24 protein-coding genes and 1 tRNA gene are annotated in these 25,935 nt (G+C 64.8%); 6 read left to right on the forward strand and 19 right to left on the reverse strand.

The window, feature by feature from the left end; genetic code table 11:
- Nucleotides 1-173: 173 nt before the first annotated feature.
- On the reverse strand, nucleotides 174-713 hold the full coding sequence (locus BUA41_RS03445) for a SprT family zinc-dependent metalloprotease (protein WP_072819769.1): 540 nt from the start codon (nucleotides 711-713) through the stop codon (nucleotides 174-176).
- A gap of 67 nt (nucleotides 714-780) precedes the next feature.
- On the opposite strand from BUA41_RS03445, the gene BUA41_RS03450 reads away from it, so the two are divergent.
- Entirely contained in the window at nucleotides 781-1,428 is a 648-nt protein-coding gene (locus BUA41_RS03450; RefSeq protein WP_072819770.1) for a YecA/YgfB family protein, read from the forward strand.
- An 11-nt stretch (nucleotides 1,429-1,439) separates the two neighbouring features.
- Here the strand turns inward: BUA41_RS03450 and BUA41_RS03455 are convergent, their stop codons facing one another.
- Nucleotides 1,440-2,591, reverse strand: coding sequence for a phospholipase D-like domain-containing protein (locus BUA41_RS03455; RefSeq protein ID WP_072819771.1), 1,152 nt, complete (start codon nucleotides 2,589-2,591; stop codon nucleotides 1,440-1,442).
- Between the two features lie 113 nt (nucleotides 2,592-2,704).
- Between BUA41_RS03455 and plsB the strand changes: the two genes are divergently transcribed.
- Entirely contained in the window at nucleotides 2,705-5,161 is a 2,457-nt protein-coding gene (gene plsB, locus BUA41_RS03460; RefSeq protein WP_084671113.1) for a glycerol-3-phosphate 1-O-acyltransferase PlsB, read from the forward strand.
- Here plsB and BUA41_RS03465 read toward each other — a convergent pair.
- From BUA41_RS03465 to ampD, 7 genes are all read right to left on the reverse strand, one after another.
- The gene (locus tag BUA41_RS03465; protein WP_072819773.1) at nucleotides 5,154-5,915 is read right to left on the reverse strand and encodes a class I SAM-dependent methyltransferase; all 762 of its coding nucleotides are present in this window, start codon (nucleotides 5,913-5,915) and stop codon (nucleotides 5,154-5,156) included. The two genes, plsB and BUA41_RS03465, sit on opposite strands and share 8 nt — an antisense overlap.
- Nucleotides 5,912-6,727 (reverse strand): undecaprenyl-diphosphate phosphatase, encoded by an 816-nt coding sequence (locus tag BUA41_RS03470; RefSeq protein ID WP_072819774.1) that lies wholly within the window; start codon nucleotides 6,725-6,727, stop codon nucleotides 5,912-5,914. The genes BUA41_RS03465 and BUA41_RS03470 overlap by 4 nt, the downstream gene beginning before the upstream one ends.
- A gap of 34 nt (nucleotides 6,728-6,761) precedes the next feature.
- Nucleotides 6,762-7,448 (reverse strand): tRNA (adenosine(37)-N6)-threonylcarbamoyltransferase complex dimerization subunit type 1 TsaB, encoded by a 687-nt coding sequence (gene tsaB, locus BUA41_RS03475; protein ID WP_072819780.1) that lies wholly within the window; start codon nucleotides 7,446-7,448, stop codon nucleotides 6,762-6,764.
- Nucleotides 7,449-7,574: 126 nt separating this feature from the next.
- Nucleotides 7,575-8,231, reverse strand: a complete 657-nt coding sequence (gene adk, locus BUA41_RS03480; RefSeq protein WP_072819782.1) for an adenylate kinase — start codon at nucleotides 8,229-8,231, stop codon at nucleotides 7,575-7,577.
- Between the two features lie 382 nt (nucleotides 8,232-8,613).
- Nucleotides 8,614-10,689: a pyruvate dehydrogenase complex dihydrolipoyllysine-residue acetyltransferase gene (gene aceF / locus BUA41_RS03485; protein ID WP_072819784.1), complete on the reverse strand. Its 2,076-nt coding sequence runs from the start codon at nucleotides 10,687-10,689 to the stop codon at nucleotides 8,614-8,616.
- A 113-nt stretch (nucleotides 10,690-10,802) separates the two neighbouring features.
- Nucleotides 10,803-13,487 (reverse strand): pyruvate dehydrogenase (acetyl-transferring), homodimeric type, encoded by a 2,685-nt coding sequence (gene aceE, locus BUA41_RS03490; protein ID WP_072819786.1) that lies wholly within the window; start codon nucleotides 13,485-13,487, stop codon nucleotides 10,803-10,805.
- 304 nt (nucleotides 13,488-13,791) lie between these two features.
- Nucleotides 13,792-14,352, reverse strand: coding sequence for a 1,6-anhydro-N-acetylmuramyl-L-alanine amidase AmpD (ampD, locus tag BUA41_RS03495; RefSeq protein ID WP_072819788.1), 561 nt, complete (start codon nucleotides 14,350-14,352; stop codon nucleotides 13,792-13,794).
- Between the two features lie 78 nt (nucleotides 14,353-14,430).
- On the opposite strand from ampD, the gene nadC reads away from it, so the two are divergent.
- The gene (gene nadC / locus BUA41_RS03500) at nucleotides 14,431-15,285 is read left to right on the forward strand and encodes a carboxylating nicotinate-nucleotide diphosphorylase (RefSeq protein WP_072819789.1); all 855 of its coding nucleotides are present in this window, start codon (nucleotides 14,431-14,433) and stop codon (nucleotides 15,283-15,285) included.
- On the opposite strand, the gene BUA41_RS03505 is transcribed toward nadC, so the two are convergent.
- Together BUA41_RS03505 and mtnC are read right to left on the reverse strand one after the other, a co-directional pair.
- Nucleotides 15,282-15,776: a GNAT family N-acetyltransferase gene (locus tag BUA41_RS03505; RefSeq protein ID WP_072820161.1), complete on the reverse strand. Its 495-nt coding sequence runs from the start codon at nucleotides 15,774-15,776 to the stop codon at nucleotides 15,282-15,284. The genes nadC and BUA41_RS03505 overlap by 4 nt on opposite strands.
- 5 nt (nucleotides 15,777-15,781) lie before the next feature.
- Entirely contained in the window at nucleotides 15,782-16,465 is a 684-nt protein-coding gene (gene mtnC / locus BUA41_RS03510; protein ID WP_072819790.1) for an acireductone synthase, read from the reverse strand.
- A 142-nt stretch (nucleotides 16,466-16,607) separates the two neighbouring features.
- Here mtnC and tsaA point away from each other — a divergent pair, with 142 nt between their 5' ends.
- A complete protein-coding gene (tsaA, locus tag BUA41_RS03515) occupies nucleotides 16,608-17,354 on the forward strand; it encodes a tRNA (N6-threonylcarbamoyladenosine(37)-N6)-methyltransferase TrmO (RefSeq protein WP_072819791.1) in 747 nt (248 codons plus the stop codon).
- Between the two features lie 3 nt (nucleotides 17,355-17,357).
- Here the strand turns inward: tsaA and purC are convergent, their stop codons facing one another.
- The 4 genes from purC to dapA form a co-directional block, all read right to left on the reverse strand.
- Entirely contained in the window at nucleotides 17,358-18,071 is a 714-nt protein-coding gene (purC, locus tag BUA41_RS03520) for a phosphoribosylaminoimidazolesuccinocarboxamide synthase (RefSeq protein WP_072819792.1), read from the reverse strand.
- Between the two features lie 66 nt (nucleotides 18,072-18,137).
- Nucleotides 18,138-18,938, reverse strand: coding sequence for an MBL fold metallo-hydrolase (locus BUA41_RS03525; RefSeq protein ID WP_072819793.1), 801 nt, complete (start codon nucleotides 18,936-18,938; stop codon nucleotides 18,138-18,140).
- The gene (locus tag BUA41_RS03530) at nucleotides 18,938-19,891 is read right to left on the reverse strand and encodes an NlpB/DapX family lipoprotein (protein ID WP_072819794.1); all 954 of its coding nucleotides are present in this window, start codon (nucleotides 19,889-19,891) and stop codon (nucleotides 18,938-18,940) included. The genes BUA41_RS03525 and BUA41_RS03530 overlap by 1 nt, the downstream gene beginning before the upstream one ends.
- 70 nt (nucleotides 19,892-19,961) lie before the next feature.
- Nucleotides 19,962-20,846, reverse strand: a complete 885-nt coding sequence (gene dapA / locus BUA41_RS03535; RefSeq protein ID WP_072819795.1) for a 4-hydroxy-tetrahydrodipicolinate synthase — start codon at nucleotides 20,844-20,846, stop codon at nucleotides 19,962-19,964.
- Between the two features lie 217 nt (nucleotides 20,847-21,063).
- Here dapA and BUA41_RS03540 point away from each other — a divergent pair, with 217 nt between their 5' ends.
- Nucleotides 21,064-21,540 (forward strand): peroxiredoxin, encoded by a 477-nt coding sequence (locus BUA41_RS03540; protein WP_072819796.1) that lies wholly within the window; start codon nucleotides 21,064-21,066, stop codon nucleotides 21,538-21,540.
- Between the two features lie 2 nt (nucleotides 21,541-21,542).
- Here BUA41_RS03540 and BUA41_RS03545 read toward each other — a convergent pair whose 3' ends face one another.
- Together BUA41_RS03545 and BUA41_RS03550 are read right to left on the reverse strand one after the other, a co-directional pair.
- Nucleotides 21,543-22,640, reverse strand: coding sequence for an AI-2E family transporter (locus BUA41_RS03545; RefSeq protein ID WP_072819797.1), 1,098 nt, complete (start codon nucleotides 22,638-22,640; stop codon nucleotides 21,543-21,545).
- Nucleotides 22,637-22,885, reverse strand: coding sequence for a sulfurtransferase TusA family protein (locus BUA41_RS03550; RefSeq protein ID WP_072819798.1), 249 nt, complete (start codon nucleotides 22,883-22,885; stop codon nucleotides 22,637-22,639). The genes BUA41_RS03545 and BUA41_RS03550 overlap by 4 nt, the downstream gene beginning before the upstream one ends.
- A gap of 110 nt (nucleotides 22,886-22,995) precedes the next feature.
- Here BUA41_RS03550 and BUA41_RS03555 point away from each other — a divergent pair, with 110 nt between their 5' ends.
- Nucleotides 22,996-24,441 (forward strand): M48 family metalloprotease, encoded by a 1,446-nt coding sequence (locus tag BUA41_RS03555; RefSeq protein ID WP_072819800.1) that lies wholly within the window; start codon nucleotides 22,996-22,998, stop codon nucleotides 24,439-24,441.
- A 51-nt stretch (nucleotides 24,442-24,492) separates the two neighbouring features.
- On the opposite strand, the gene nadA is transcribed toward BUA41_RS03555, so the two are convergent.
- Together nadA and BUA41_RS03565 are read right to left on the reverse strand one after the other, a co-directional pair.
- The gene (gene nadA, locus BUA41_RS03560) at nucleotides 24,493-25,521 is read right to left on the reverse strand and encodes a quinolinate synthase NadA (RefSeq protein WP_072819802.1); all 1,029 of its coding nucleotides are present in this window, start codon (nucleotides 25,519-25,521) and stop codon (nucleotides 24,493-24,495) included.
- A gap of 337 nt (nucleotides 25,522-25,858) precedes the next feature.
- Nucleotides 25,859-25,933 (reverse strand) — tRNA-Lys (locus BUA41_RS03565).
- Between the last annotated feature and the right edge of the window lie 2 nt (nucleotides 25,934-25,935).

The following is a 25,935-nucleotide window of genomic DNA, read 5'->3' on the forward strand; positions in this document are numbered from 1 at the left end:
TCTGTACCCTGCTGGGGTATCTTGGATGTGCATGTGCCGACTCGGTCGATCGCTGAGTCGACGACCAAAACGTCCTTTTCAGGATATACCCAGTCGGGGCACCTGCCCCTATTAGACCTTCGTAGAAACTTTTTATCCTTTAATTTCAATAAATTAAAAACAGATCGAAGCACCTATCCGGTACACCAGACCAGCCTTTGGCGGCATTGGCGACAAACGTAATGCTTGCCGGCATGAGCTAGCCGATGCCGCCGCTTGCTGAAATAGTGGCTGCGACAGGCGCACGCATAGCGATGCGGGGCGGGGCTGGCCGTGCGGGTATCGAAACGATGGGTCGCTCGTGGCTCGAGCCCGTACAAGCCGCGCATCACGCCTTGCCACTCGCGACCATGCGGTCGCATGGCTTCGCCTCCCTCGAGGTGATGGACCAGCCAGTGGGCCATCTCGTGGGGAACGACCTCGACGAGGAAGGCCAGGCGGTTCTCCCCGAGCAGCACCGGATTGAAACGCAACCCCGAACGGCCGAAATGCGCCTGCCCCGCGCATTTCCCCCGCAGATCGAGCCATGCCGGTGGCCGTGGAAGACCGGGATAGACAGCCTGGGCGAGCTCCCAGGCGGCCTCGACGCGCTGGTGGAGACGCGCATGCAGCGCGCTGCGATCAAGCGCCGCCAGTTCGGAAACGCTTGGGGTCGGAAGGGTCGGGGAGTTCATGAAATGCTAGAATGCCTCATTGCACTGCATACGGACCACGCTCATATTCGCCTCTCCGGGAAACCACATGCAAGAGACTCCACTCCCCTACCCCTTGCTCGACGACGACGAACTGGACCGGCTCGACGATTTTCTCGACTCCGAGCGGGTCGACGCCGATGCCCTGGATCTCGTCTCCGCCCATGGCTTGCTGGTGGCACTGGCGGTCGCGCCCCGGGAAGTGCCGGCGGCCACCTGGGTTGGCGAGCTGTTCCATGGCGAGCCCGACTTCGGCAGCGACATCGAACGCAACGAGATTCTCGGCCTGCTCGAGCGCCTCAGGCGCAACGCCATCGAGGCCCTGGAGCACGGCCAGCTCCCGGAGCTGCCCTTCGAGCTCGAACTCGGCGGCATCGCGCCGGAAGAGACCCCGATCGGCGACTGGTGCGCAGGGTTCATGGAGGGGGTGTTTCTCGACGAAGGCGCCTGGTTCCAGGGCAACGAGGAGAGTGCCGCCACCCTGCTGTTGCCATTCATGGCGCTATCGGGCCTGTTCGACGACGAGCCGGACATGGCCGAGCTGATTGACGACCCCCTTCGGCTCGAGCGCCTCGTCCAGCAGCTCCCCGAACTGGTGCTCGATCTCTATCTGCACTATCGGGTGCCCCCGGAAGCACCCAAGCCCACCCCGCGCAAGAAGCGTCCTGCCGGGCGCGGCGACAAGCGCCGGCGCTGAACACTGAAAGCCTACCGTAGACGGGTGACCCAGGCATCCAGGGTCCCGTACGCCCCCTCGCGAAGGCGTTGCCACCAGGAGCGTTGCTCCCACTGCTCGAGCAGGATCTCGTGACTGCGGGCGAAGCAGGATTCGAACAGGAGGGCGACCTGATCGGCGAAGCCCGTGTCCAGCACCTCCTGATTGGCTTCCAGGTTCCATTGCAGGCTCCAGTGGTCGAAGTTGCAGGAGCCTACGCTCGTCCAGTCATCCGCCAGGGAGAACTTGGCGTGGATGAACGCGGGCTGAAATTCGAAGATGCGCACGCCGGCCCGCAACAACCGGCCGTAGAAACGCTGCCCGGCATAGCGCACCCCGGGGTGATCGTGGGTGTCACCGGGCAGCAGCAGGCGCACGTCGATGCCTCGCTGGGCCGCGCGCGCCAGGCGTCGTCGCAGGCTCAGGGTGGGCACGAAGTAGGGCGTGCAGAACCAGATGCGGTGGTGCGCCTGGGCGATCTGCTGATGCAACGAGAGCCGGATAGTCTGGTAACGATACCCTTGACCCCATACCACGCGCCCGAGCATGCCACCCTGCTCGACGGGCGTGCACCGCCGGCCGGTTCTGCGCGGGGCCGGGGGTTGCCGCGCAGGGATGTCTTCCGGTTTGCCTCGCGTGAGAGACGAGTTCCACAGGCTCAGGAACAGCTCGCTCCAGTCGTCGACGACCGGCCCTTCGATGCGTACCGCGATCTCGAACCAGGCCTCCAGGAATTCGTCGGCGGCACCGAAGCCCCCGGTGAAGGCCAGCCGTTCATCGACAACCAGCAGCTTGCGATGGTCGCGGGTCAGGTTCTGTCCCAGCGCCCGCCAGGCAAGCGGATTGAAGAAGCGCAATGCCACGCCGGCGGTTCGCAGGCGCTGGCGATCCGCTTCCGCAAGCCGCATGGCCCCGAAACCGTCGAGCAGCACCCGCACCGCGACACCGCGCCGAGCCGCCCGTTCCAGGGCCGCGATGAGGCGATCCGCGAGGCGTCCCGATTCCATGAGGTAGAGTTCGAGCAGGATCGACTCCCGGGCGCGATCGATCGCGGAGCCGATGGCCGGAAGATAACGCCGGCTCCCCGGGAGCAGCGTGAAACGGTTACCCTCCTGCCAGGCGCTACGCCTTTTCCTGTTGCGCATTGCTTTCCCTTAGCCGACGATCGCGCGCCCGTGTTCCTGCTCTCGGTATCCTCTCTTCGAACAGGACACAAGCCGTTATAATGCCGGAACATTCCTGTTTGCCGGGAGCGGCCTTGCTGACTTTTCTGCTCACTCCACTGCGTGCGCCGCTGCGACGCCTGCTCGCCTGGTGGACCGATCTGCGCCTGGTGGAACCTGCTCCACACATGCTGGATTACGGTCACGATACACCGATCATCTATGTGTTTCCCAAGCCGGCGCTGACGGATACGCTGCTCCTGGAGACCTTCTGCCGGCGACACGGCCTGCCCTTGCCGAGTGCGCGCCTGCATCTGGGTTCCCACAGCCTGAAATGCAGCCTTGCCCTGTCGCCCTCGAAGCGGCGCCTGTGGCGAGGCTCGCCGAGGAAGCGAGCCCCCTTTGCCGAGATCGTCAGTCTGCTCGAGACCGCCCCTCACGCCGGGCAGGAACTGCGACTGGTACCGGTCAGCGTGTTCTGGGGGCGAGCGCCGGGCAAGACCTTCGGCTTGAGAAAGCTGCTGGCCGCCGACAGTTGGCAGTTTACGGGGCGCCTGCAACGGCTGCTATCGGTACTGGTCAACGGCAAGAACGTCGAGCTCTATCTCGGCGATCCCCTGTCCTTGCGCGAGCTGATCGACGGGCGAACCCCCGAACTGGTGAGCCGCAAGGTCTCCCGCCTGCTGCGGGTGCATTTCCGCCGTATCCGCACGCGGGTCCTGGGGCCCGATCTGTCGCATCGCCATACCCTGATCCAGGGCGTGGTGAGCAGTCCCGAGATACAGCGGGCCATAGCCGAAGGTGCTGCGTCCTCGAAGGTGTCGCCCGGGCGCATGGAGCGCCGTGCCGGACGCTATGGACGCGAGATCGCCTCCAACATGAGCTATCCGGTGCTGCGCTTCCTGGACCAGTTGCTGCATCGACTCTGGAACCAGCTCTATGGCGGCGTGCGTGTCCAGGGGCTCGAGCGCGCCAAGGCGCTGGCCGGTGACCACACCCTGATCTACGTGCCCTGCCATCGCAGTCATATCGACTACCTGCTGCTTTCCTACGTGCTCTATCGCGAGGGGCTGATGCCGCCTCATGTGGCCGCGGGGCGCAACCTCGACATGCCGCTCGTGGGGCCGCTGCTGCGCCGCGGCGGCGCCTTCTTCCTGCGCCGTAGCTTCAAGGACAACCGGCTCTATTCGGCGGTCTTCAACGAGTACCTGCATCGCCTGTTGTCCCGAGGACATCCGGTGGAATACTTCATCGAAGGCGGCCGCTCCCGCAGCGGTCGCCTGCTGGCCCCTCGGCCGGGCATGCTGTCGATGACGCTGCGCTCCTACCGCCGCGGGACCCAGCGCGAACTGGCCTTCGTGCCGGTCTATATCGGCTACGAGAAGGTGCTGGAGAGCGCCAGCTATCTCAAGGAGCTGCAAGGTGGACGCAAGAAGAAGGAGTCGCCCTTCGACCTGTTCCGGGTACTCGGCCAGTTGCGCCAGCCCTTCGGGCGCGTCGCGGTCAACGTCGGGGAACCGCTCAAGCTCGGCGAGTTCCTCGACGCCAGTGCTCCCGGATGGCGCCGGGACCAGGCTCCCCGCCCGTCCTGGCTGAACCCGACGGTGACGAGCCTGGGCCGCACCCTGGGCCAGCGGATCAACGCCGTGGCCGCCCTCAATGCGGTCAACCTCGTGGCCCTGGTGCTGCTGGCCACGTCGCACCGTGCCATCGAGGCGAGGCTGCTCAAGGCGCAGACGGCGCTTCTGGTCGACCTGTTGCGGCATGGCCCGGGTGACACCACGCTCAACCTTCCCGAAGGCGAACCGGGCGAATGGATCGACGAGACCGAATGGCTGGGCTTCATCGAGCGCCGCGACCAGGCGCTGGGGGAACTGATCCTCGCCAACCAGCAGCAGGCCACGCTGTTGACCTGGTATCGCAACAACGTCCTGCACCTGTTCGCCCTGCCGGCCCTGGTGGCGTTTGCCTTTCGCAACAACGCGCGTTTCGAGCGGGCCACCCTTCACGAACTCCTGGCACCGGCCTGGCCGCTGGTCAGCCGCGAGCTGTTCGCCTCGCTCCCCATGGATTTCGCCAGTGCCCTCGACGAGACGCTCGACACCCTGGCTCGGCAAGGCCTGCTGCTGCACCAGGGGGAAACCTGGAGTCGCCCGCCAGGGCATGACGCGAACAGCGAGCGTCTGCATCTGCTCGGCCGGCTGATCCAGCCCTCCCTGGAGCGCGACTATCTGCTGCTGACGACACTGCTGCGCTACCCCAGCGGCAGCCTGACCCGGGAATCCCTCGAGGAGCACAGCCGCCAGCTGGCCGAGCGCTTGACCCTGCTTTCCGGTCTCAATGCCCCGGAGTTCTTCGACCGTCCGCTGTTCAGCGGATTGCTGGACGTGCTGGAAGAGCAGGGCTGGCTATGGCAGGAGCAGGAGCGACTGTGCTTCAACGACGCCCTGGAAGTGGCACAGCTGCGTCGCCGATCCCTCTTCGACCCCGCCTTGCGCCACCGGCTGCAGCAGATCACCCGGCAGCCGGACGAGGGTCTCGCCGTCACCTGAGTGCGCGGTGCACATAGAGATCATAGCGGCTGGTCCTGCCTTCGATGACATGGGCCGGCCTGGGCCCGGCGAGGGGCGGCGCCTGGCGTGGACGCTTGACCGCCACGCGGTGGGTCGCCACCGCCAGGGCAGCGTCGAGCAGGCGCGGCGCATCGTCGTCGTCGCCGGCAAGCTCACGAAACAGCCGCATCTCCTTCTTGACCAGCGCGGACTTGCTGCGATGGGGGAACATCGGGTCGAGGTGGATCACCTGCGGTTCGAAGCCAGCCTCGGCCACCACGCTCGCCAAGTCGACGGCGGCATCGGCATGTCTCAGCCCCAGTCGGGCAACGATGGGGCGGATCTCGCTGTCGTGCCGGGCACGCCGCAGGCCATCCTCGAGCAGGGCGAAGATGGCCGGCACCCGTTCGAGCATCAGCACCTCGGCGCCCAGGCCGGCCAGCACGAAGGCGTCGCGCCCGAGCCCGGCGGTGGCATCGACGATGGAGGGCGTCACTCCCTTGCCCAGGCCGCAGGCCTTGGCGACAAGCTGGCCACGACCGCCACCGAAGCGCCGCCGATGATCTGCCCTGCCCGATACGAGATTCACGGTCAGTGGCTTGCCATAGGCCGCGGGTGGCCCGGCAATGGCCAGGCCTTCGGCGGTCTCGATCAGCGCCAGCCCCCTTGCCGGCCGCGTCGCCACCCAGGGCAGGCCCAGCCGCTCGGCCAGTACCCGCAGCTCTTCACCCACTGCCACGATGGAAGGGGTCATGCCATCCACAGCAGCAACAGCGCGGTTCCGAGCACCAGGCGATAGACCACGAACGGCCACATGCCGATACGTTCGAGGGCGGCCAGAAACAGCTTGATGCAGACCAGCGCGGCAACGAAGGAGAGCACGGCGCCGAGCACTACATCGTGAATGGCGGCGTCGCTACCGCTCTGGGCGAGTTCGAGCCCCTTGAGGGTGCCGGCGGCCAGGATCAGCGGTATCGACAGCAGGAACGAGAAATGCGCGGAACTCAGGCGATCGAACCCCAGCAACAAGGCGGCGGTGATGGTGATCCCCGAGCGCGATGTACCGGGAATCAGTGCCAGGGCCTGGAACAGCCCCACGATCAGTGCCGCCTTGAAGGTCAAGGTGGTCAGGTCACGGCGGCGCACGCCTCGCACGTCGGCCCACCACAGCAGCAGGCCGAACCCGAGGGTCGTGATGGCGATGACCAGGGAAGAGCGCAGCGAGGTTTCGATCAGGTCGTTGAAGAGCGCCCCCGCGATCACCGCCGGCAGCGTCGCCAGCAGCACCATCCAGCCCAGACGGCTGGCAGGGGTCTGCCGGGCGGCCAGCGCCCCCGAACCCGCAAACTGGCCAAACCAGCCGCGCAGGATATCGACCACCTGGTGGCGGAACACCAGCACCACCGCCGCCAGGGTGCCGACATGCACGGCAACGTCGAAGGCCAGCCCCTGGTCGGGCCAGCCGAACACCTGGGAAGGCAGGATCAAATGCGCAGAGGAGGAGATCGGAAGAAACTCGGTCAACCCTTGAATCAGGGCCAGCGCTACCAGCTGTAGCCAATCCATCGATGAGTCCCGTGGTGATTGAAAAGGTGCCGAATCAGCCGCGCCTGGACGCCACCTGATCCCGTAGATACACCGGTGTCACTTCCTGAGCCGGCCGCCCTTCCCCGGCGTCGAAGGCCCGTGCTGCCAGACGCACCATCTCGTCGGCGGCCGGTTGCAGATCGGGAAGGCGCTGGCTCAGCCCATCCTTGGTCGGAACGGGCATGGCCTCCCATAGCGTCCAGCCCGAGCCCACGCCGCACCAGTCGATGTCATTTCCGACCGGGGGAAGCCTCAGGTACTCCGGCTTGATCACCGACTCGGCCATCAGGCACGTCAAGACGCCGTCATGGCAGTGATAGGCTGCCACGTAGATCTCGTTCATGCGCGCATCGAGCGCGGGCACGAGGTGACGTAGGTGATGGCGGCGATGGGCTGCCAGGGCCAGGGCTTCGAGGGTCGAGACGCCGAACAACGGTCGCTCGAGACCGAAGGCCAGCCCCTGGGCCACCCCAGCAGCGATTCGCAATCCGGTGAAGGAGCCCGGGCCACGCCCATAGGCCAGGCCGTCAAGATCCGCCAGTGCCAGCCCGGCCTCGGCCATGACCTCGTCGATCATCGGCATCAGGCGGCGGGTGTGTTCGCGAGGCGTGAGCGCGAACCGGGAAATCACCTCGCCGTCGCGCCACACCGCGCAGGAGCAGGCACTCGAGGAGGCGTCCAGAGCCAGCAGGGTTGCCATGTGCGATCACCGTCGAGAAATGAAGCGCGCATTATACGACTAGCGCGGGGCGGGCAAAACCCGCGCCCGGGAATGCAACGGCCCGAGGACAGGCCCCGGGCCGATACGACCGGCGATCGAGAGGAGTCAGCCCTCCAGCGCCGCGATCACCTGCTTGCGAATATCGGCGACGCTGCCGGTACCCTCGACGCGATGATAGGCCGGGGCCGTCTCGGGTTCCTGCTGCGCCCATTGCCGATAGTAGTCGACGAGGGGCTTGGTCTGCTCATGGTAGACCGTCAGGCGATTGCGCACCGTCGACTCCCGGTCGTCGTCACGCTGGACCAGGGCCTCGCCGGTGACGTCGTCCTTGCCATCCTCCTTGGCGGGATTGTACTCGATGTGATAGACGCGTCCGGAGGCGGGGTGGACCCGGCGGCCGGCCAGGCGCTTGACGATCTCCTCGTCGTCGACGGCGATTTCCAGCACGTGGTCGAGCTTGACCCCCGCTTCCTTCATGGCATCGGCCTGGGGAATCGTGCGCGGGAATCCATCGAACAGGAAGCCGTTGACGCAGTCGGGCTCACTGATTCTCTCCTTGACCAGGGCGATGATGATGTCGTCGGACACCAGACCGCCAGTGGTCATGATCTCCTTGACCTTGAGACCCAATTCGCTGCCTTCCTTGACCGCAGCACGCAGCATGTCGCCCGTGGAAATCTGGGGGATGCCGAAGTGATCACAGATGAACTGGGCCTGGGTGCCCTTGCCGGCGCCCGGGGGCCCCAAGAGAATCAAACGCATCGGTGCTGCTCCTTGAGTTTTTCGAGTCTTGAGTTGTTAGCGGCGTAACATGACGAGCGACGATACTCGGGCCCCGGCAGCCAGACAAGCACACGATCGTCGCAGGGATCGCGTCGGTCCATGTTACTCACTGTAGCGCCCGCCATCGGGCGTGCCATTAACACTTTGGTCTGCCTGGATGACACCCAACAAAAAGGCGGCCTTGCGAGGCCGCCTTAGGGAATCACTGCATAAATGCCTACACGAACGAATTACTGCGTTGCGCGGTGCTCGAAAACTCGCCTAACCCCATGTTATGTCTCGTTTTCTGCGCTCCGTGCGCCTTGCACTTCATTTCGCTCGGCGATTTATTCAGCAATTCCTTAGCCGGGGGTGTCGGCGCTTACATCAACAACCGACGGATATCGCTCAACAGCTGCCCGAGCAGGGCGGTGAAGCGCGCCGCATCAGCACCATTGACCGCCCGGTGGTCATAGGAGAGGCATAGCGGCATCATCAGCCGCGGGGCGAACTCCTGACCGTTCCAGACCGGCTCCATCTGGGACTTGGAAATGCCCAGGATGGCCACTTCCGGGGCGTTGACGATCGGCGTGAAGGCCGTCCCGCCGATCGAGCCCAGGCTCGAGATGGTGAAGCACCCGCCCTGCATCTCCTCGCGCTTGAGCTTCTTGGACTGGGCCTTCTTGGCCAGCTCCACGGACTCCTTGGCCAGATCGATCAGCGACTTCTTGTCGGCGTCACGGATCACCGGCACCATCAGCCCGTTCGGGGTGTCCACGGCGACCCCGATGTGCACGTATTTCTTCCAGATCAGCTTGTCGCCGTCGGGATGCAGGCTGACGTTGAACTGCGGATACTGGCGCAAGGCATAGGCGCAGGCCTTGATCAGGAACGGCAACGGCGTGAGCTTGGCCCCCTGGGCTTCGGCTTCGGCCTTCATCGACTTGCGGAAGGCTTCCAGCTCGGTGATGTCGGCCTTGTCGAACTGGGTTACATGCGGCACGTTCAGCCAGCTGCGGTGCAGGTTGTCGGCCCCCAGCTTGAGCAGACGTCCCATCGGCTGCTCCTCGACCTCGCCGAACTGGCTGAAGTCGACGGCAGGTACCGGCGGAATGCCCGCACCGCCCGAGGCGGCGGCAGCGCCAGCCGCCGGCGCCTCGCCCTGACGCTTCATCGCCTGCTTGACGTAGGCGTGGACGTCCTCCTTGAGCACCCGCTCCCTGGGCCCGCTGGGCGTCACCTGGGTCAGATCGACCCCCAGCTCTCGTGCCAGCATGCGTACCGCCGGGCCGGCATGCACCAGCTTGCCTTCGCGCGGCTTCTGTTCGGCCATCTGCGCTTCCGGGCTCGGCGTCGCAGGAGCACTCGGCTTGGAGGCCTCGTCGCCCTTGCGCTTCTCGGACTTTTCGGATTTTTCGGACGTGGCCGTCTTCTGGTCGGACTGCGCCGCCTTCTTCGGCTTGGCCTTGCCCTCGGAGGCCACCTCCATGTAGCCGATCAGGTCCCCCTCGGAGACGGTATCGCCTTCCTTGACCGCCAGCTCGACGAGCTTGCCCTTGTAGGGGCTGGGCACATCCATGGAAGCCTTGTCGGACTCCAGGGTGATCAGCGGGTCCTCCTCGTTGACCTCGTCGCCCTCGGCCACGGCCATCTCGATGATCGGGACGTTTTCGCTGCCGCTGAGGTCCGGCACGCGAATCTCCTTGCGCTCGGGCTCTCCGCCGCTGGCATCCTCCTGCTCGCCCTCGTCGTCCTCGGCACTGTCATCGCTTGCCTCTGCCGACGCCTGTTCAGTCTCTTTCTCGGCACCGTCCTCCCCGTCGTCACCTTCGTCGCCCTCGCCGGCGATCTCCATGGTGCCGATCAGGTCACCCTCGGAGACCGTATCGCCTTCCTTGATCGCCAGGGAAACGAGCTTGCCGCTGTAGGGACTGGGCACGTCCATGCTGGCCTTGTCGGACTCCAGGGTGATCAGGGGGTCTTCCTCGCTGATCTCGTCCCCTTCGGAAACCGCCACCTCGATGATTTCCACGTCGGTGCTGTCGCCGATGTCCGGCACCTTGACCTCGACGGTGCGCTTGCCGCCGCCCGACGACTTCTTCCTGGACGGCTTCTCGTCCTCCTTCTTGGCCGCCGACTCCTCTTCCTTGGCGTCCTGCTTGCTGGACGACTTCTCGGAAGCGTCCTCGTCGCCCTGGTCGGACTCGGTGTCACCCCCGCCTTCGGTTTCCAGTTCGAGGATATCATCACCCTCGGAGACCGTGTCGCCCTCCTTGACCAGCACCTTGACCACCTTGCCGCCCTTGGGCGCCGGCACGTCCATGCTGGCCTTGTCGGATTCGAGGGTGATCATGGTGTCCTCGGGTTCGATGACATCACCCTCGGAGACCGCAATCTCGATGATTTCGACGTCGGTGCTGTCGCCGATGTCGGGAACTTTGATGATTTCGCTACTCAAGGTCGCGCTCCTTTCTTATCGTGCTCGCCGCAGGCGCAATTCGTACTTGGGGCAGTCGGGCCACTTTCCCTTCTAGCGTAGCCCGTCCTGCCGCCAAGCCAGTCACCGCTGCCTCAAGAGACCAGCGGATTGGGCTTGTTCGGATCGATGCCGTACTTCTTGAGGGCATCCGTCACGACCTTGCGCTCGATCTCGCCACGCTCGGCCAGCGCCTTGAGTGCCGCCACGGTGACGAAGTAGCGGTCGACCTCGAAGAAGTGGCGCAGCTTCTCACGGGTGTCCGAACGACCGTAGCCGTCGGTGCCGAGCACGTGATAGTCGGTGGGCACCCAGGCGCGCACCTGATCGGCAAACAGCTTCATGTAGTCGGTGGAGGCGATGGCCGGCCCCTTGCGACCCTCCAGGCAGCGCGTGACATGAGGCTTGCCCGGCTCGTCGTCGGGCTTGAGGAACGCCTGGCGATCGACTTCCAGGGCCTCGCGACGCAGTTCGTTGAAGCTGGTCACGCTCCAGATGTCGGAACCCACGCCATATTCTTCCTTGAGAATCTCGGCGGCGGCCTCTACCTCGCGCAGGATGGTCCCGGACCCCATCAGCTGCACGTGGCCCTTGCCCTTCTTGCCCGTTACCTCGCGCAGCAGGTACATGCCCTTGATGATGTCCTGCTCGGTGCCCTCCTGCATCTCGGGATGCTGGTAGTTCTCGTTCATCAGGGTGATGTAGTAGAAGCAGTTCTCCTTGTCCTGATACATCCGCTTCAGGCCGTCCTGGATGATCACTGCCAGTTCGTGGCCGTAGGTCGGGTCGTAGCTGCGGCAGTTGGGGATGGTCGAGGCCAGGATATGGCTATGGCCATCCTGGTGCTGCAAGCCTTCGCCGTTCAGCGGCGTGCGCCCCGCGGTACCCCCCATCATGAAGCCACGGGCCTGCATGTCGCCGGCGGCCCAGGCCAGGTCACCGATGCGCTGGAAGCCGAACATCGAGTAGTAGATGTAGAAGGGCAGCAATGGCAGGTGGTTGTTGGCGTAGGAGGTCGCCGCGGCGATCCACGCCGACATGGCGCCCGCCTCGGTGATGCCTTCCTCGAGAATCTGGCCGGCCTTGTCCTCGCGGTAGTACATGATCTGCCCGGCATCCATGGGCTCGTACTTCTGGCCCTCGGAGGTGTAGATGCCAAGCTGGCGGAACATGCCCTCCATGCCGAAGGTGCGCGCCTCGTCGGGCACGATGGGCACGACCTGCTTGCCGAAGCGCTTGTTCTTGACCAGGCCGTTCAGGATGCGCACGAAGGACATGGTGGTGGAGACTTCCCGGTCGCCGGTGCCCTTGGTCTGGCTCGCGAACATCTTGTCGTCGAGCCCGGGGATCTCGATGGCCTCGAAGTCGCTCTTGCGCGCCGGCAGGTAGCCGCCGAGCTCTTCGCGGCGACGGTGCATGTACTTGATTTCCGGGCTGTCGTCCGCCGGCTTGTAGTACGGCATGTCGCCGCTGTCGAGCTGCTCGTCGGTGATCGGGATACTGAAGCGGTCGCGGAACTTCTTGAGCGCCTCGGTATCCATCGACTTGATCTGGTGGGCCTCCATGTCGGCCTCACCCGAGCCGCCGCCCATGCCGTAGCCCTTGACGGTGTGCGCCAGCACCACGGTGGGACGCTCGTTGGCGTTGTTGACCGCCTCGTGATAGGCCGCGTAGACCTTGTGCGGGTCGTGCCCCCCGCGGTTTAGCTTCCAGATGTCCTCGTCGGTCATGTCCTCGACCATGGCCTTGGTCTCGGGATACTTGCCGAAGAAGTTCTCGCGGGTGTAGGCACCGCCCTGGGCCTTGCAGTTCTGGTACTCGCCGTCGACGGTCTCGTCCATGAGCTTTTGCAGGACGCCCTTCTTGTCCTGCTCGAACAGCGGGTCCCAAAGCCGGCCCCAGACCACCTTGATGACATTCCAGCCGGCGCCGCGGAACACGCCCTCGAGCTCGTCCATGACCCGAGAGTTGCCGCGCACCGGGCCGTCGAGACGCTGCAGGTTGCAGTTGACGACGAAGATCAGGTTGTCGAGTTTCTCGCGGCTCGCCAGGTGCAGGGCACCCAGGGACTCCGGCTCGTCACATTCGCCATCCCCCAGGAAGGCCCAGATCTTGCGATCCTGCATCGGCTGCAGGCCACGCGCGTCCAGGTACTTCATGACGTGGGCCTGGTAGATCGCGGTGATCGGGCCGATGCCCATGGAAACCGTGGGGAACTGCCAGTAGTCCGGCATCAACCAGGGGTGCGGATAGGAGGAGAGCCCGTCGCCGTCGACCTCCTGGCGGAACTTGTCCATCTGCTCCTGGGTCAGGCGCCCCTCCAGGAAGGAGCGCGCGTAGATGCCCGGCGAGCTGTGGCCCTGGATGTAGACCATGTCGCCCTTGAAATCGCCGTTGGCGGCACGGAAGAAGTGATTGAAACCTACCTCGTAGAGGGTCGCGCTCGACATGTAGCTGGCCAGGTGGCCGCCGAGGCCCTTGTGCTTCTTGTTGGTACGGATGACCTGAGCGGCCATGTTCCAGCGGATCAACGAACGGATGCGTCGCTCCATGAACATGTCCCCGGGCATGCGCGCCTCGCGATGCACGGGGATGCTGTTGCGATGGGGAGTCGTCACCGAGAAAGGCACCTTCACACCGTCACGGCGCAGACGGTCGGCCAAACGGCTCAACAGGTGCTGGGCGCGTTCCTCGCCCTCATGATCCAGGACCGACTCCAGGGATTCCAACCATTCCGCGGTTTCGGTCGGATCGATATCTTCTCTTGCCTCCAGACTCATAGACGTCTCTCCGAATGACGATGTGATGTCAGCCGCCCTTGCTCTTGTCGAAAAGGGCCATGATGCTTTTCGGTATAGCCCCATGTCGCCGGGACGTCGCCGAAAGCCTCGTGTAATTTATTTACAAAGGTGCACCACGAATGCACCAACGTTGGCGACGAAGATACCGTAAAGCACCCCCTCTGCCAATTGAAAGCAATGTGGAAATTATTTCCAAACAGCTTGTTGCACGGCACCATGAGCATTTGCGGAACACGGCTCACCCCTCGACAGAAGTCGTACGTCATGTAATCCAGCTACACGATCACCGATCGCGCAACAGGGATTGGCGTAGATAAGCCCAATCGAAGGCTGGCCCCGGGTCGCTCTTGCGCAGCGGCGCTATGTGCGCATGGCTGGTGATACGCCTTGCCGTGATGCCTGGATAGGCCCTCGCCAGCGCCCGGATGCAGCGACTCAGGGTGAGATACTGACGCTCCCGATATGGCGAGACCTCGTCCCCCTCGAGCTCGATCCCGATGCTGAAGTCGTTGAGTCCACTGCGCACGCTCCCGTTATCCCACCAGTGCGATCGGCCCGCATGCCAGGCGCGCTTGTCGAAGGGCACGAACTGCACCGGCTCACCGTCCCGGCGAATCAAGAGATGAGCCGAGACTCTCAAGCCTTCGAGGTTAGCAAAGTAGGAATGGGCCGAAAGATCAAGGGAATTGGTGAACAGGCGCTCGATGGCGTCACCGCCGAAACGCCCGGGCGGCAGGCTGATGGAATGCAATACCAGGGCCGATATCTCGTCGTCGGGTCGCTCGTTGAAATTGGGCGATGGCACTCGCCTGGCCTCCCGCAGCCAATGCGCTTCGATCCGCATGAAGGCTCTCCCCTGCCGTATGCCGGTGGCTTTCTTTATACTGGTGGCCATTGTCGCACATGCTGGAGCAAGGTCCCCATGCACTATTACGAAGCACTCGCTGAAGAGATCCGCACCAGTGCCGCGCATCTGCTGGCGGAAGATGTCGGTCCGGGCGACATCACGGCGCAACTGATTCCCGAGCGCCAGTGGGCCAGGGCAAGGGTCATTTCCCGGGAAGACGCCGTGCTCTGCGGCGTGGCCTGGGTCGACGAGCTCTACCGGCGTCTCGACGCCCGGGTCAACCTGACCTGGCATGCCGCCGACGGCGACTCCCTGAGCGCCGACCACGTCTTCCTCGAGCTCGAAGGCCCGGCACGCAGCCTGCTGACCGGCGAACGCGCCGCCCTCAACCTGCTGCAGACGCTCTCGGGCACCGCGACGCGTACGCGTCATTACGTGCAGCGTGTCGCCGACAGCGGCGTGCGCCTGCTGGACACCCGCAAGACGCTGCCGGGGCTGCGTCTTGCCCAGAAGTACGCGGTCACCTGCGGGGGCGGTCACAACCACCGCATCGGCCTGTACGACGCCTTTTTGATCAAGGAAAACCATATCGCCGCCTGTGGCAGCATCGCCGCCGCGGTCAAGGAAGCGCGCAACATCGCCAGAGACCTGCCGGTGGAGGTGGAAGTGGAGAATCTCGAGGAGCTCGAACAGGCCCTCGAAGCCGGAACCGACATCGTGATGCTTGACAACTTCTCGCTGGAGGAGCTGCGCGAGGCGGTGCGCATCACCGCCAGACGGGCCACCCTGGAGGCGTCGGGCAACGTCAGCGAGACGACCCTGGAAGCGATCGCCGCCACCGGCGTGGACTGCATCTCGATCGGCGCGCTGACCAAGGACGTCAAGGCCATCGATCTGTCGATGCGGGTCATCCAGGTCGATTCCCGCTAGGGTTCAGAGTTGCTCAGCGATTTCTCCATCCGCACCCGGATCAGGCGCTGCCCCTGGCGCTCGACCCACTCTTCGCCGATGCGCCTCCAGCCGCGGCTCTCAAGGCCCGCCCACAGCATCAGGCTGGCCTCGATGCGCAGCATGGAAACCCCTTCCTCGCGCATCGCCTGTTCGGCGTAGCTCAGCAGACGTGACCCGATGCCCCGCCGGGCCAGGGAGGGCCAGACGTACAGCGTCTCGATGCGCTCCCCCTCCCTATCGAGCTCGACGAAGCCGACGCAATGTCTGTCGCAGACCGCGACCAGGGTCGGGTAGAACAGTTGTCGGGTCGCCCAGGCACTGGCTTCCCGGGGCAACGCCGAGGCCCAGGCCTCCCGCTGTGCCAGAGTGTAGTGTCCTGCCGCCCCCTGCATGACGGCGTGATGGAATACTTCTCCCTGGTCCGCCGCATCGCCCGGCACGGCCACGCGAAAGATCACACGATCGAGCATGCTGTTCATGACTCGGGGAGCCTTACAGCCGTGAAGCTTGCCGCCACCGGATGGTCACCGGTGATCATGCCTGCCTCGCGCACCAGCTGCGTGGTGTGGAAGTCCGCCGCCGCAGCGGCATCGAGTTCATCGACCACGTCCGACAGGAAGAGGATCTCGTGACCGGCCAGCCCCAGATGCGCCGCAATGCGTCGATAGCTCTCGGCCTCCTTCTTGGGGCCGGTGGTGGTGTCGAAGTAATCGGTCAGCAGTGGCGTGAGATCCCCCGCCTCGGAATGGGCGAACAGCAGCTTCTGCGCCCTGGCCGATCCGGACGAAAAGATGTAGAGCGGGATGCCGGCGGCGTGCCATGCCTTCATGCCTTCGACGGCATCGGGATAGACATGGCCGGTCAAGTCTCCCCGACGGTACCCCTCTTCCCAGATCATGCCCTGCAGTGCCTTGAGCGGCGTGACCCGGCGATCCGCCGCGATCCACTCGTCGAGGATCGCGACCAACCGCTCCCGGTCGGCCTCGGGCTCGCCGGCCAGTTCACGCGTCGCGGCGAGCTGGTCAGCCACTGCCGGGTCCTCCCCGCGCTGGCGAACGAACGCCGCCATGCGACGACGGGCATAGGGAAACAACACATCACGCCCGAAGCGGATCGAGCCGGTGGTGCCCTCGATATCCATGACGATGGCGCGAATCATGTCACCCGGTCTCCTGTCGGGACTTCGAAGCGCGCCCCAGGGGCACCGAGACGTTCCCGGCGGTCGCGGGCCAGTTTTTCCAGATCGATCACTTCATGCCTCTTGCCAAGAAAAAAGAGTCCACCCACGGCATAATGGTGCCATGACCGACCACGCTTCAGACCTTCTTCATGAGGTCGCCTTCACCCTGACACCCATCGGGCGTATCGCCAGCGACTACCCCGACAAGTTCGGCGTACCCCGTCAACCCGGGCTAGCCCCCGCCGGAAGAGCGGTGCTGCATCTGCTGCCGCCGTTCGACGACCCCCATGCGGTGCGAGGCCTCGAGCGGGTCAGTCATCTGTGGCTGACCTTCGTCTTTCATCGTAGCCCGAAACGCTGGACGGCGCTGGTGAGGCCGCCGCGCCTGGGGGGCAATGCCCGAACCGGCGTCTTCGCCACCCGCAGTACCCACCGCCCCAATCGCCTGGGCCTCTCGCTGGTGGAGCTGGAAAGCATCGAGATCGATGCCGGCGTGCGCCTGTACCTGCGCGGCCACGACCTCATCGACGGCACCCCGGTGCTGGACATCAAGCCCTACCTGCCCTGGGCGGAATCGCGCCCCGATGCCGACGCCGGCTTCGCGCCGGCGGCGCCGCCGAGCCACCCCGTCGACTTCTCGCCGGAGGCCGAGGCGGCTCTCGCCCGGCGCCCCGACCGCGACTCGCTGCGCGAGCTGATCATCCAGGTACTGGCCCAGGACCCGCGCCCGGCCTATCGCGGCGACGTCGCCGACGAGCGGGTCTACGGCGTACGCCTGCGTGATGTCGATGTGCGTTTTCGTGCCGAGGCCAGAGCGAGCGACACCCTCGTCATGAGGGTGCTGGAAATCGCCCGACCCCGGCCGTAGCGCTCAGGCGAAATCGATGCCCAGTCGCCGGCCCACTTCCTCGTAGGCCTCGATGACGCCGCCCAACCCCTGGCGAAAGCGGTCCTTGTCCATCTTCTCGCGAGTCCTGGCGTCCCAAAGCCGGCAGCCATCCGGCGAGAACTCGTCGCCCAGCACCACCTCGCCATCGACCATGCCGAACTCGAGCTTGTAGTCGACCAGCAGCATGCCGCCCTCGAGGAACAGATTCTTGAGCACGTCGTTGACCCGGAAGGTCAGCGCCTTCATGCGCTCGAGCTGCGCCGGTGTCGCCCAGCCGAAGGTCTCGGCCAGGGACTCGTTGATCATCGGGTCGCCCTTGTCGTCGTTCTTGAGAAACAGTTCGTAGGTCGGTGGATCGAGCACGATACCCTCCTCCACGCCAAGACGACGCACCAGGCCGCCGGCGGCGAGATTGCGCACCACGCATTCCACCGGGATCATGTCGAGCTTCTTGACCACGCATTCGGTATCCGACAGCAGCTTCTCGAAATGGGTGGGGATGCCCGCCTCTTCGAGCTTGCCCATGATGAAGGCATTGAACTTGTTGTTGACCATGCCCTTGCGCGCCAGGGCTTCCTTCCTCTTGCCGTCGAAGGCGCTGGTGTCGTCGCGAAAGTGCAGGATCAAGCGACCGGGATCGTCGGTGCGGTAGACGGACTTGGCCTTACCGGCATACAGCGCGTCGCGTTTTTCCATGGGGGTCTCCGAAAGGGTACGTCGTGGATGGAAGGAACACCTGGGTCAGGCATAAAAGATCGCGCTTCAGGCAATGAATTGCCAATCGATTCCCTTGTCCTGGGCGGCGACGACCAGTCGCCTCTCGTCGCCATCGAGCAGCGGGTCGAGGGTCTCCCGGGCCAGCTCGGGGCGGTTGTTCTGCTCGGATATATGCGAGCAGACGATATGCTGCAGGCGGTCCAGTCCCACCTGACGCAACAGCGCATGGGCCTGGCCATTGGCCAGATGCCCCCAGTCGCCGCCGACACGGCGCTTGAGATGCGGCGGGTAAGGCCCCTCGGCAAGCATCCCCGGGTCATGATTGCACTCCAGAATGAGCGCATCGCAGCCCCGGAAAGCCTTTGTCACGTGGGCGCTGGGATGGCCCAGATCGGTCAATACCCCGAGCCGCCGCCCCCAGGCGTCGATACGGAACTGCACCGGCTCCCGGGCATCGTGAGGCACGGTCACCGGGTCGATCTCCAGCCCTTCGATCGCGAAACGTGTCTGGGGCGTGATCAACCGATGCCGGGGCACGTCACCGAGTCGCCCGGAGAGCCAGGTGCCGGCACTCAGATAGACCGGCAGACCGTGACGCCGCGCCAGGGCGCCGACGCCCCGGATATGGTCGCCATGCTCGTGAGTGACCAGCACCGCCGCCAGTTGTCGGGGGTGCAACCCTTGCCGGGCCAGACGCGCCTCGGTTTCCCGCAGGCCGAAACCGCAGTCGATGAGGATATGCGTCTCGCCATCGCTGACCAGGGTTGCGTTGCCCTTGCTGCCGCTGCCCAATGAGGCAAAGCGCAGCTGCTGCCCCCCGGCTCGGGCAGGCTGTGGCGTTCCCATCAGCGCAGGGTGGCGGCCAGCGTATCGAGCAGCTCCCGGGCGTCGCTGCCGCTCAGTGGCGCTTCGTCCGCTGCCGCGACGCGCACTCGCGTCGTCCCCTGCCCGGGTTCGTCGACCTCGAGCCGGTAGCGCCGCGTTTCCGCGTCATCGCCGAACAGACCCAAGAAACCGCCTTCCTCGCCGCGCGGAGTATACTCGACCAGGAACTCGCCACGGCTGCGATTCTGGTCGAGCAACCGGCGACCCTCGCCCGCGAAGTTGTTCTCGAGCTGGTAGAAGAGTTCCGACCAGGCGCGATCGAAGCCCAGCGCCATGAGCAGTTGCCATTCGCCACCGGCATTCTCGAGTCGCACGCGATCATCCCGGGACAGGTTCTGGGCCGCCAGAGAGACACTCTGCTCCTGCTCGCCGAAGGACGCCAGGTAGTCGTTCAAGGCCGACAGACATTGGGCATAGTGGACACCCGCAGCGTTTTCGCAGCGCACTTCGCTGGTGTTGCCACGCAGCCCCTGGCGTACGCTGAGGGTGGCCTGGTCGGTGACGATGCGACCACTGGAGGCGTCCAGCGCCTGGGTAGCGAGCCCACGCTGATCGACGAAGGCCTGCAGCCTCGGCCAGATGGCGGCCGGAGCGGCGTTGACCAGCAACCAGCGGTCCGCACCGGCCTCACGCTCCTCGATGAAGGCCTGCTCGCCCTGGCGGCTGCCCGCCAGCGGTTGGGGGCGCGGGGCCTCGAACTCACCCTCGGCCAGAAAGTCGTTGCTGGCCGGCGGGACCGGCATGGCATCTTGGTAGCGGCTGGCCCGACGCGTCTCGGGCAGTTGCAACGGCTCGGCCAGCTCGGCCTCGCGATACTCCTCGTTGCGATCGTAGTAATAGCCACTGCGGCTGCAGCCGCTTGCCGCCAGGGCGAACGCGACGGCCAGCGGTATCCACTTGAAGACGGGGTTCATGCATCTACCTTTTCTTGGGGGCGCGGTCGACAAGGCCTGCAAGGCCTTGCCTGGATGCCACGGCGCGGTGTCACTCTTCCAGCACGCCGGCAAGCTGCAGGGCCTCATCGACGGTGGCGTGATATTTCTCGGAGAGCCAGGTCAACGGCAGGCGAATACCCTTTTCGGCATAGCCCATGCGGTTGAGCGCCCATTTCGCTGGAATCGGGTTGGCTTCGACCCCGAGGGCGGTATGCAGCGGCATCAGGCGCGTATTGATCTGGTGGGCCTTGTCGCTGTCGCCGGCCACGGCGGCCTGGCACAGTTCGTGCATCGCCCGGGGTGCCACGTTGGCGGTCACCGATATGTCGCCATGCCCGCCCATCAGCATGAACTCGCAGGCGGTGGGATCGTCACCGGAATAGAGGGCGAAGTCGCTGCCCTTGAGACGCTCGATGAGATCCTCGGCGCGTTCCAGGTTGCCGGTGGCGTCCTTGAGGCCGATGATGTTGGGCACCTCCGCCAGCCGGAAGACCGTCTCGTTGTAGAGATCCGAACAGGTGCGACCGGGCACGTTGTAGAGGATCACCGGCAAGTCACCCCCTTCGGCCACCGCCTTGAAGTGCTGGAACAGCCCTTCCTGGGTCGGCTTGTTGTAGTAGGGACAGACGGACAGACAGTAGTCGGCCCCCACTTCCCGGGCGTAGCGAGCCAGCTCGACGGCCTCGGAGGTGGCATTGGCGCCGGTGCCGGCAATCACCGGGATGCGACCCGCCACTTCCTCGACGATGGTACGGATGACATCGAAATGCTCGGCGAAGGACATGGTGGTGGGCTCGCCGGTCGTGCCGGCGGCAACGATGGCATCGGTACCGTGGTCGAGATGAAAGCCCACCAGGTGGCGCAGGGCCTCCCAGTCGATCTCGCCGGAAACCTTCATCGGCGTCGCCAACGCGACGATGCTGCCTGTGATCATTCGGGGTGTCCTCTTGTGAAACCGCCCTTGGCCATGCTGCGACCAGCCGCCATGTTACCTCACCTCGGCGAGGTCATGGGGGCTGTCACGGCCGCTGCGTTCGACACGCTGTTCGAGGGGCAAATGGTACTCAGGCGAAGAAAGCCTGTACAGGTGCCCGAGCGTGCTTGCGTATACTCTCTTCGATACCTTTTCTGCCACCCGCAAGGAGTACCTCATGAGCATCAACGTCGGCCAACCGGTCCCCGATTTCACCGCCCAGGCCACCGGCGACACCACCGTCACCCTTTCGCAGCTTCGGGGCAAGCAGGTGGTCATCTATTTCTATCCCAAGGACAGCACCCCGGGATGCACCACCGAAGGCGGCGATTTCCGCGATCGCAAGGCGGCCTTCGACGAGGTCGATACGCGGGTCTTCGGGGTCTCCCGGGACGGTCTGCGTGCCCACGAGAACTTCAAGGCCAAGCAGGAGTTCAACTTCGAGCTGATCTCCGACAAGGACGAATCGCTGTGTCGACTGTTCGACGTCATCAAGCTCAAGAAGATGTACGGCAAGGAGCATCTAGGTGTCGAGCGCAGTACCTTCCTGATCGACAGGGAGGGCAAGCTGGCCCGGGAGTGGCGCGGCGTGAAGGTCCCGGGGCACGCCGAGGAGGTGCTCGAAGCGGCCCGGGAGCTCCATGCGGCCAGGTGATGTCAGTTTTCGAGATCGACCTGGCGAACAGGCTGGCCTCGCTGCCCCACGGTGCGGGGCCAGGCCCGCACCAGCGCCTTCATCAGCGTGGCCAAGGGAATGGCAAAGAAGATGCCCCAGAATCCCCAGATCCCGCCGAAGAACAGGACCGCAAGAATGATCGATACCGGATGCAGGTTGACCGCCTCGGAAAACAGCACCGGTACCAGCACGTTGCCATCCAGCGCCTGCAGCACCCCATAGGCGATGATCACGTAGAGGAACTCGTCGCTGATGCCGAAATGGAAACCCGCCACCGCCGCCACGGGGATCGTCGCGATCGCCGCCCCGATGTAGGGTACCAGCACCGAGAGCCCGACCGTCAGGCCCAGCAAGGCCGTGTAGGGCAGCCCGAAGAACCAGAACGTGACATAGGCCGCAACGCCCACGATGAAGATCTCGATCACCTTGCCGCGCACGTAGTTGGCGATCTGGTGATCCATCTCGTGCCAGACGACGGTCATCAGGGTGCGTTTTTGCGGCAGCAGCGAAAGCAGGAAGCGGGTGAGCGACTCCCGATCCTTGAGCAGGAAGAACACCAGGATTGGCACCAGCACCAGATAGATGATCAGGCCCAGCAGGTTCCCCAGGGAGGCCAGCGAGAGCGTCAACGCCCGCTGGCCCAGCTGGGTGGCCTCGCGCCCCGCCGTGGCGATCCAGGCCTGGATCTGATCCGGCGTGACCAGCGTGGGATAGCGCGCCTGCAAGCCATCGAGCAGCTGCTGCACTCGCGCGAACATCCGCGGAGTCTCCTGGACCAGCTCGACCAGCTGGTTCCAGACCAGCGGCATCACCACGAGCGCCAGGGCCAGCAGGGTGCCCATGAAGATCAGGAAAACCGTCAGCACCGACAACAGGCGAGGAATCCCGCGACGCTCCAGCCAGCCGACGATCCCCTGCAACAGGAAGGCGATGATCAGGGCGGTGAAGAAGGGGGCCAGCATCTTGCCCAGCCAGATCACGATGGCGAAGCCCAGGATCAGCACCAGCAACAGGACCACCGCCTCCTCGTCGGAGAAGTAGCGTTCGGCCCAGGTTCTCAGGACCTCCTTCATCTTCATGTAACGGCGGCACCCTTGCGAATCCAGTAACGGTATTCGTCCTCGGCTTCCTCGCGGGAAACCAGCTCGACGTCGTTGCTCTGGCCGACGAAGGTTTCGAAGTCCTTCCAGGACCCCGGGTCCGTCGCCATCACGTAAAGCACGGCGCCGGTGTCGAGACGGGCCAAGGCCTGCTTCGCCTTGAGCAGCGGCAGCGGGCAATGCAGGCCGCGCGCATCGAGCACATCGTCAGGTTGCAGAGCCATGTCATCTCCCGTGAAAATAGAAAATCGTTTCGATTTAAAGGCACTTTGTTTCTCGAATCAATGTCGAGAAGGGAGGCCGATACTGGCGCTACCCGATCGCGAGGATAGCCATGCTGCGTTCTGTGACAATCTCGGTGCTGGTCGGCGCCCTGACATTCGCCGCTCCTTCGGCACCGCTACTCGCCGACGATTACGGCCTGCCCTCCCTGGGCAGCGGCGGGAGTAGCGTCTCCACCGACCAGGAGCATCGTCTCGGTCGTGCCTGGCTACGCCAGTTTCGTGCCCAGACCGCGGCCTGGCAGGATCCCATCGCACAACGCTACGTGGAGTCGGTCCTGGCGCGCCTGCTGCCCTACAGCGACCTCGGCGATACGCACGTGATCGTCACCCTGGTCGACAGCCGACTGCTCAATGCCTTTGCCGTCCCGGGAGGCATCGTCGGCGTCAACTCGGGACTGTTCTCCTTCGCCGCCAGCGAGGACGCCTTTGCCTCGGTGCTGGCCCACGAACTGGGGCACCTCTCCCAGCGCCACTTCGCACGACGCATGGAGCGGGTCGAGGAAACCCAACTCCCCACCATGGCCGCCATGCTGGCAGGCATGGTGATCGCCGCAGGCGGTGGCGGCAATGCCGGCCTCGCGGCCATGGCGGGCTCCCAGGCCGCCTTCATCCAGGACCAGCTGGCCTATTCACGGCGTTTCGAGCAGGAAGCCGACCGGGTCGGCCTCGACGCCATGGCGGACGCCGGCTTCGACCCCCAGGCCATGCCTGCCATGTTCCGGGCCATGCAGCGCCTGACCAGCCTCCAGGGCGGCAACCCACCGGAGTTCCTGCTGACCCACCCGGTGACGCAGTCGCGCATCAGCGATACCCAGGGGCGGGCCGACCAGCTCACGCCACGCGACACGCACCGGGACGACCCGACCTATGCCATGATTCGCGCCCGGGCCCTTCTCGAACTGAACCGAAGCCACCCGGCCCAGGCCATGACGCAATTGCGACAGGACGATCCCCCCGCGGCTGCCCTGCGCTACCTGGAGGCCCTCATCGCTGCCGAGCAGAACCGCACCGACGCGGCCCTCGATAGCCTCGACAGCCTGGCTCGAGAGCTCCCCGACCTCTCGCTGATACCGGCCAGCGCCGCCGATATCGCCCTGGACGCAGGACGCCGGGACGCCGCCCTGGCGCGGGTCCAGCGCATTCTTCGACTCGCGCCGGACTACTTCCCGGCCAGACTGTTGCAGGCCGAGATCCTACTGCAGAACGACCCGAACCAGGCCTTCGATGTGCTCCGCGAGCTCAGCCAGCAAGCTCCGGAAGATCCGCAGGTCTTCACCCTGCTGGCCGAGTCGGCCGGGCGCTCGGGCCATGAGGTCTGGGGTCACCTGGCCCGCGCCGAGCAGCTGCAGCTCACCGGGCGCATCGACCGCGCCATTCGTCAGCTCGAGGTGGCCGAGGATGTCGCCAGGCGTGACGACGACTTCGGCATGATCAGCCGCATCGAGCAGCGCCGCGAGGAGTATCTGGAGTATCGCGACGCGCTACAGCAACTTTGAGCGATGCAAGAACGCCTTGCCGACATGACCCGCGAGGCGTCGTGCGACGTCTCAGCGCTTGAAGTTGAGCATCCGTTCCAGCGGCTTCAGCGCACGCCGACGCAGTTCGGCATCGACGAAGATCTCGCCGCTGTGATCGCGCAAGGCACCCGCCAGGTTGTCGAGGGCGTTCATCGCCATCCACGGGCAGTGCGCGCAGCTCTTGCAGGTCGCGCCGTTGCCGGCGGTGGGCGCCTCGAAGAGCGTCTTCTCTGGCACTGCCTGCTGCATCTTGAAGAAGATGCCGCGATCCGTGGCGACGATCATCTCCTGCTGGGGCAACTCGCGTGCCGCATTGATCAGCTGCGAGGTGGAGCCCACCACGTCGGCGACTTCCACCACGCTGGCCGGCGACTCGGGGTGCACCAGTACCGCGGCATCCGGGTAGATCGACCTGAGGTCATCGACCCCCTTGGCCTTGAACTCCTCGTGGACGATGCAGGCCCCGTCCCAGAGCAGCATGTCGGCACCGGTCTTCTTCTGAATGTAGCCGCCCAGGTGCTTGTCCGGCGCCCACAGGATCTTCTCGCCCCTGGTGTGCAGGTGCTCGATCACGTCAACGGCGATGGAGGAAGTCACCACCCAGTCGGCCCGCGCCTTCACCGCCGCCGAGGTGTTGGCGTAGACCACCACGGTGCGGTCCGGGTGCGCATCGCAGAAGGCAGCGAACTCGTCCGCCGGGCAACCGATATCCAGGGAGCAGGTGGCCTCGAGGGTCGGCATCAGCACGCGTTTCTCGGGGGAGAGAATCTTGGCGGTCTCGCCCATGAAGCGCACGCCGGCCACCACCAGGGTCGAGGCCTCGTGGCGTGCGCCGAAGCGCGCCATCTCGAGGGAATCCGACACGCAACCGCCGGTCTCCTCGGCCAGCTGCTGAATGGCATCGTCGGTATAGTAGTGAGCGACGAGCACCGCGTTGCGCTCTTCCAGCAAGCGCTTGATCTCGTCGATGCGGGCTTCGTCTTCGGCAGGAATTCGGGTAGGGCAGTAGGCGCGAGCCAAGTGCTCCTGCACTCTCGCGCGAGGCGTCATGATCGTCATCGTGTCTATCACTCTTTCGGCAGGGAATCCCCCTGCATTTCAAAGCCAGCTCATGATCTACTGCACTGACGGCGATACGGCGTTGGAACTGCTCTCGTGCGCGAGCCCGGTCAAGATACTCATTTACAACTCGTAAACTCCGCTCTTTCGATCATTTCCGCCTTGTCTCGCCTTCGTTCGTAACGATCCTGAACGGGCTCTTAGAAGCGCCGCGATGTCGGCGATCTCTTCGCCGGGCGACGCACCCAATTCACGAATTTCGACAAGTCTAACGTGAAAATGCTCCCTGACGTAAGCAAAACGCCCCCGCATTCGAGAATGCGAGGGCGCCGGAGCTTGGTGGGTCGTGTAGGATTCGAACCTACGACCAATTGGTTAAAAGCCAACTGCTCTACCACTGAGCTAACGACCCGC

This window comes from Modicisalibacter ilicicola DSM 19980, from assembly GCF_900128925.1.
Taxonomy (GTDB): Bacteria; Pseudomonadota; Gammaproteobacteria; order Pseudomonadales; family Halomonadaceae; genus Modicisalibacter; species Modicisalibacter ilicicola.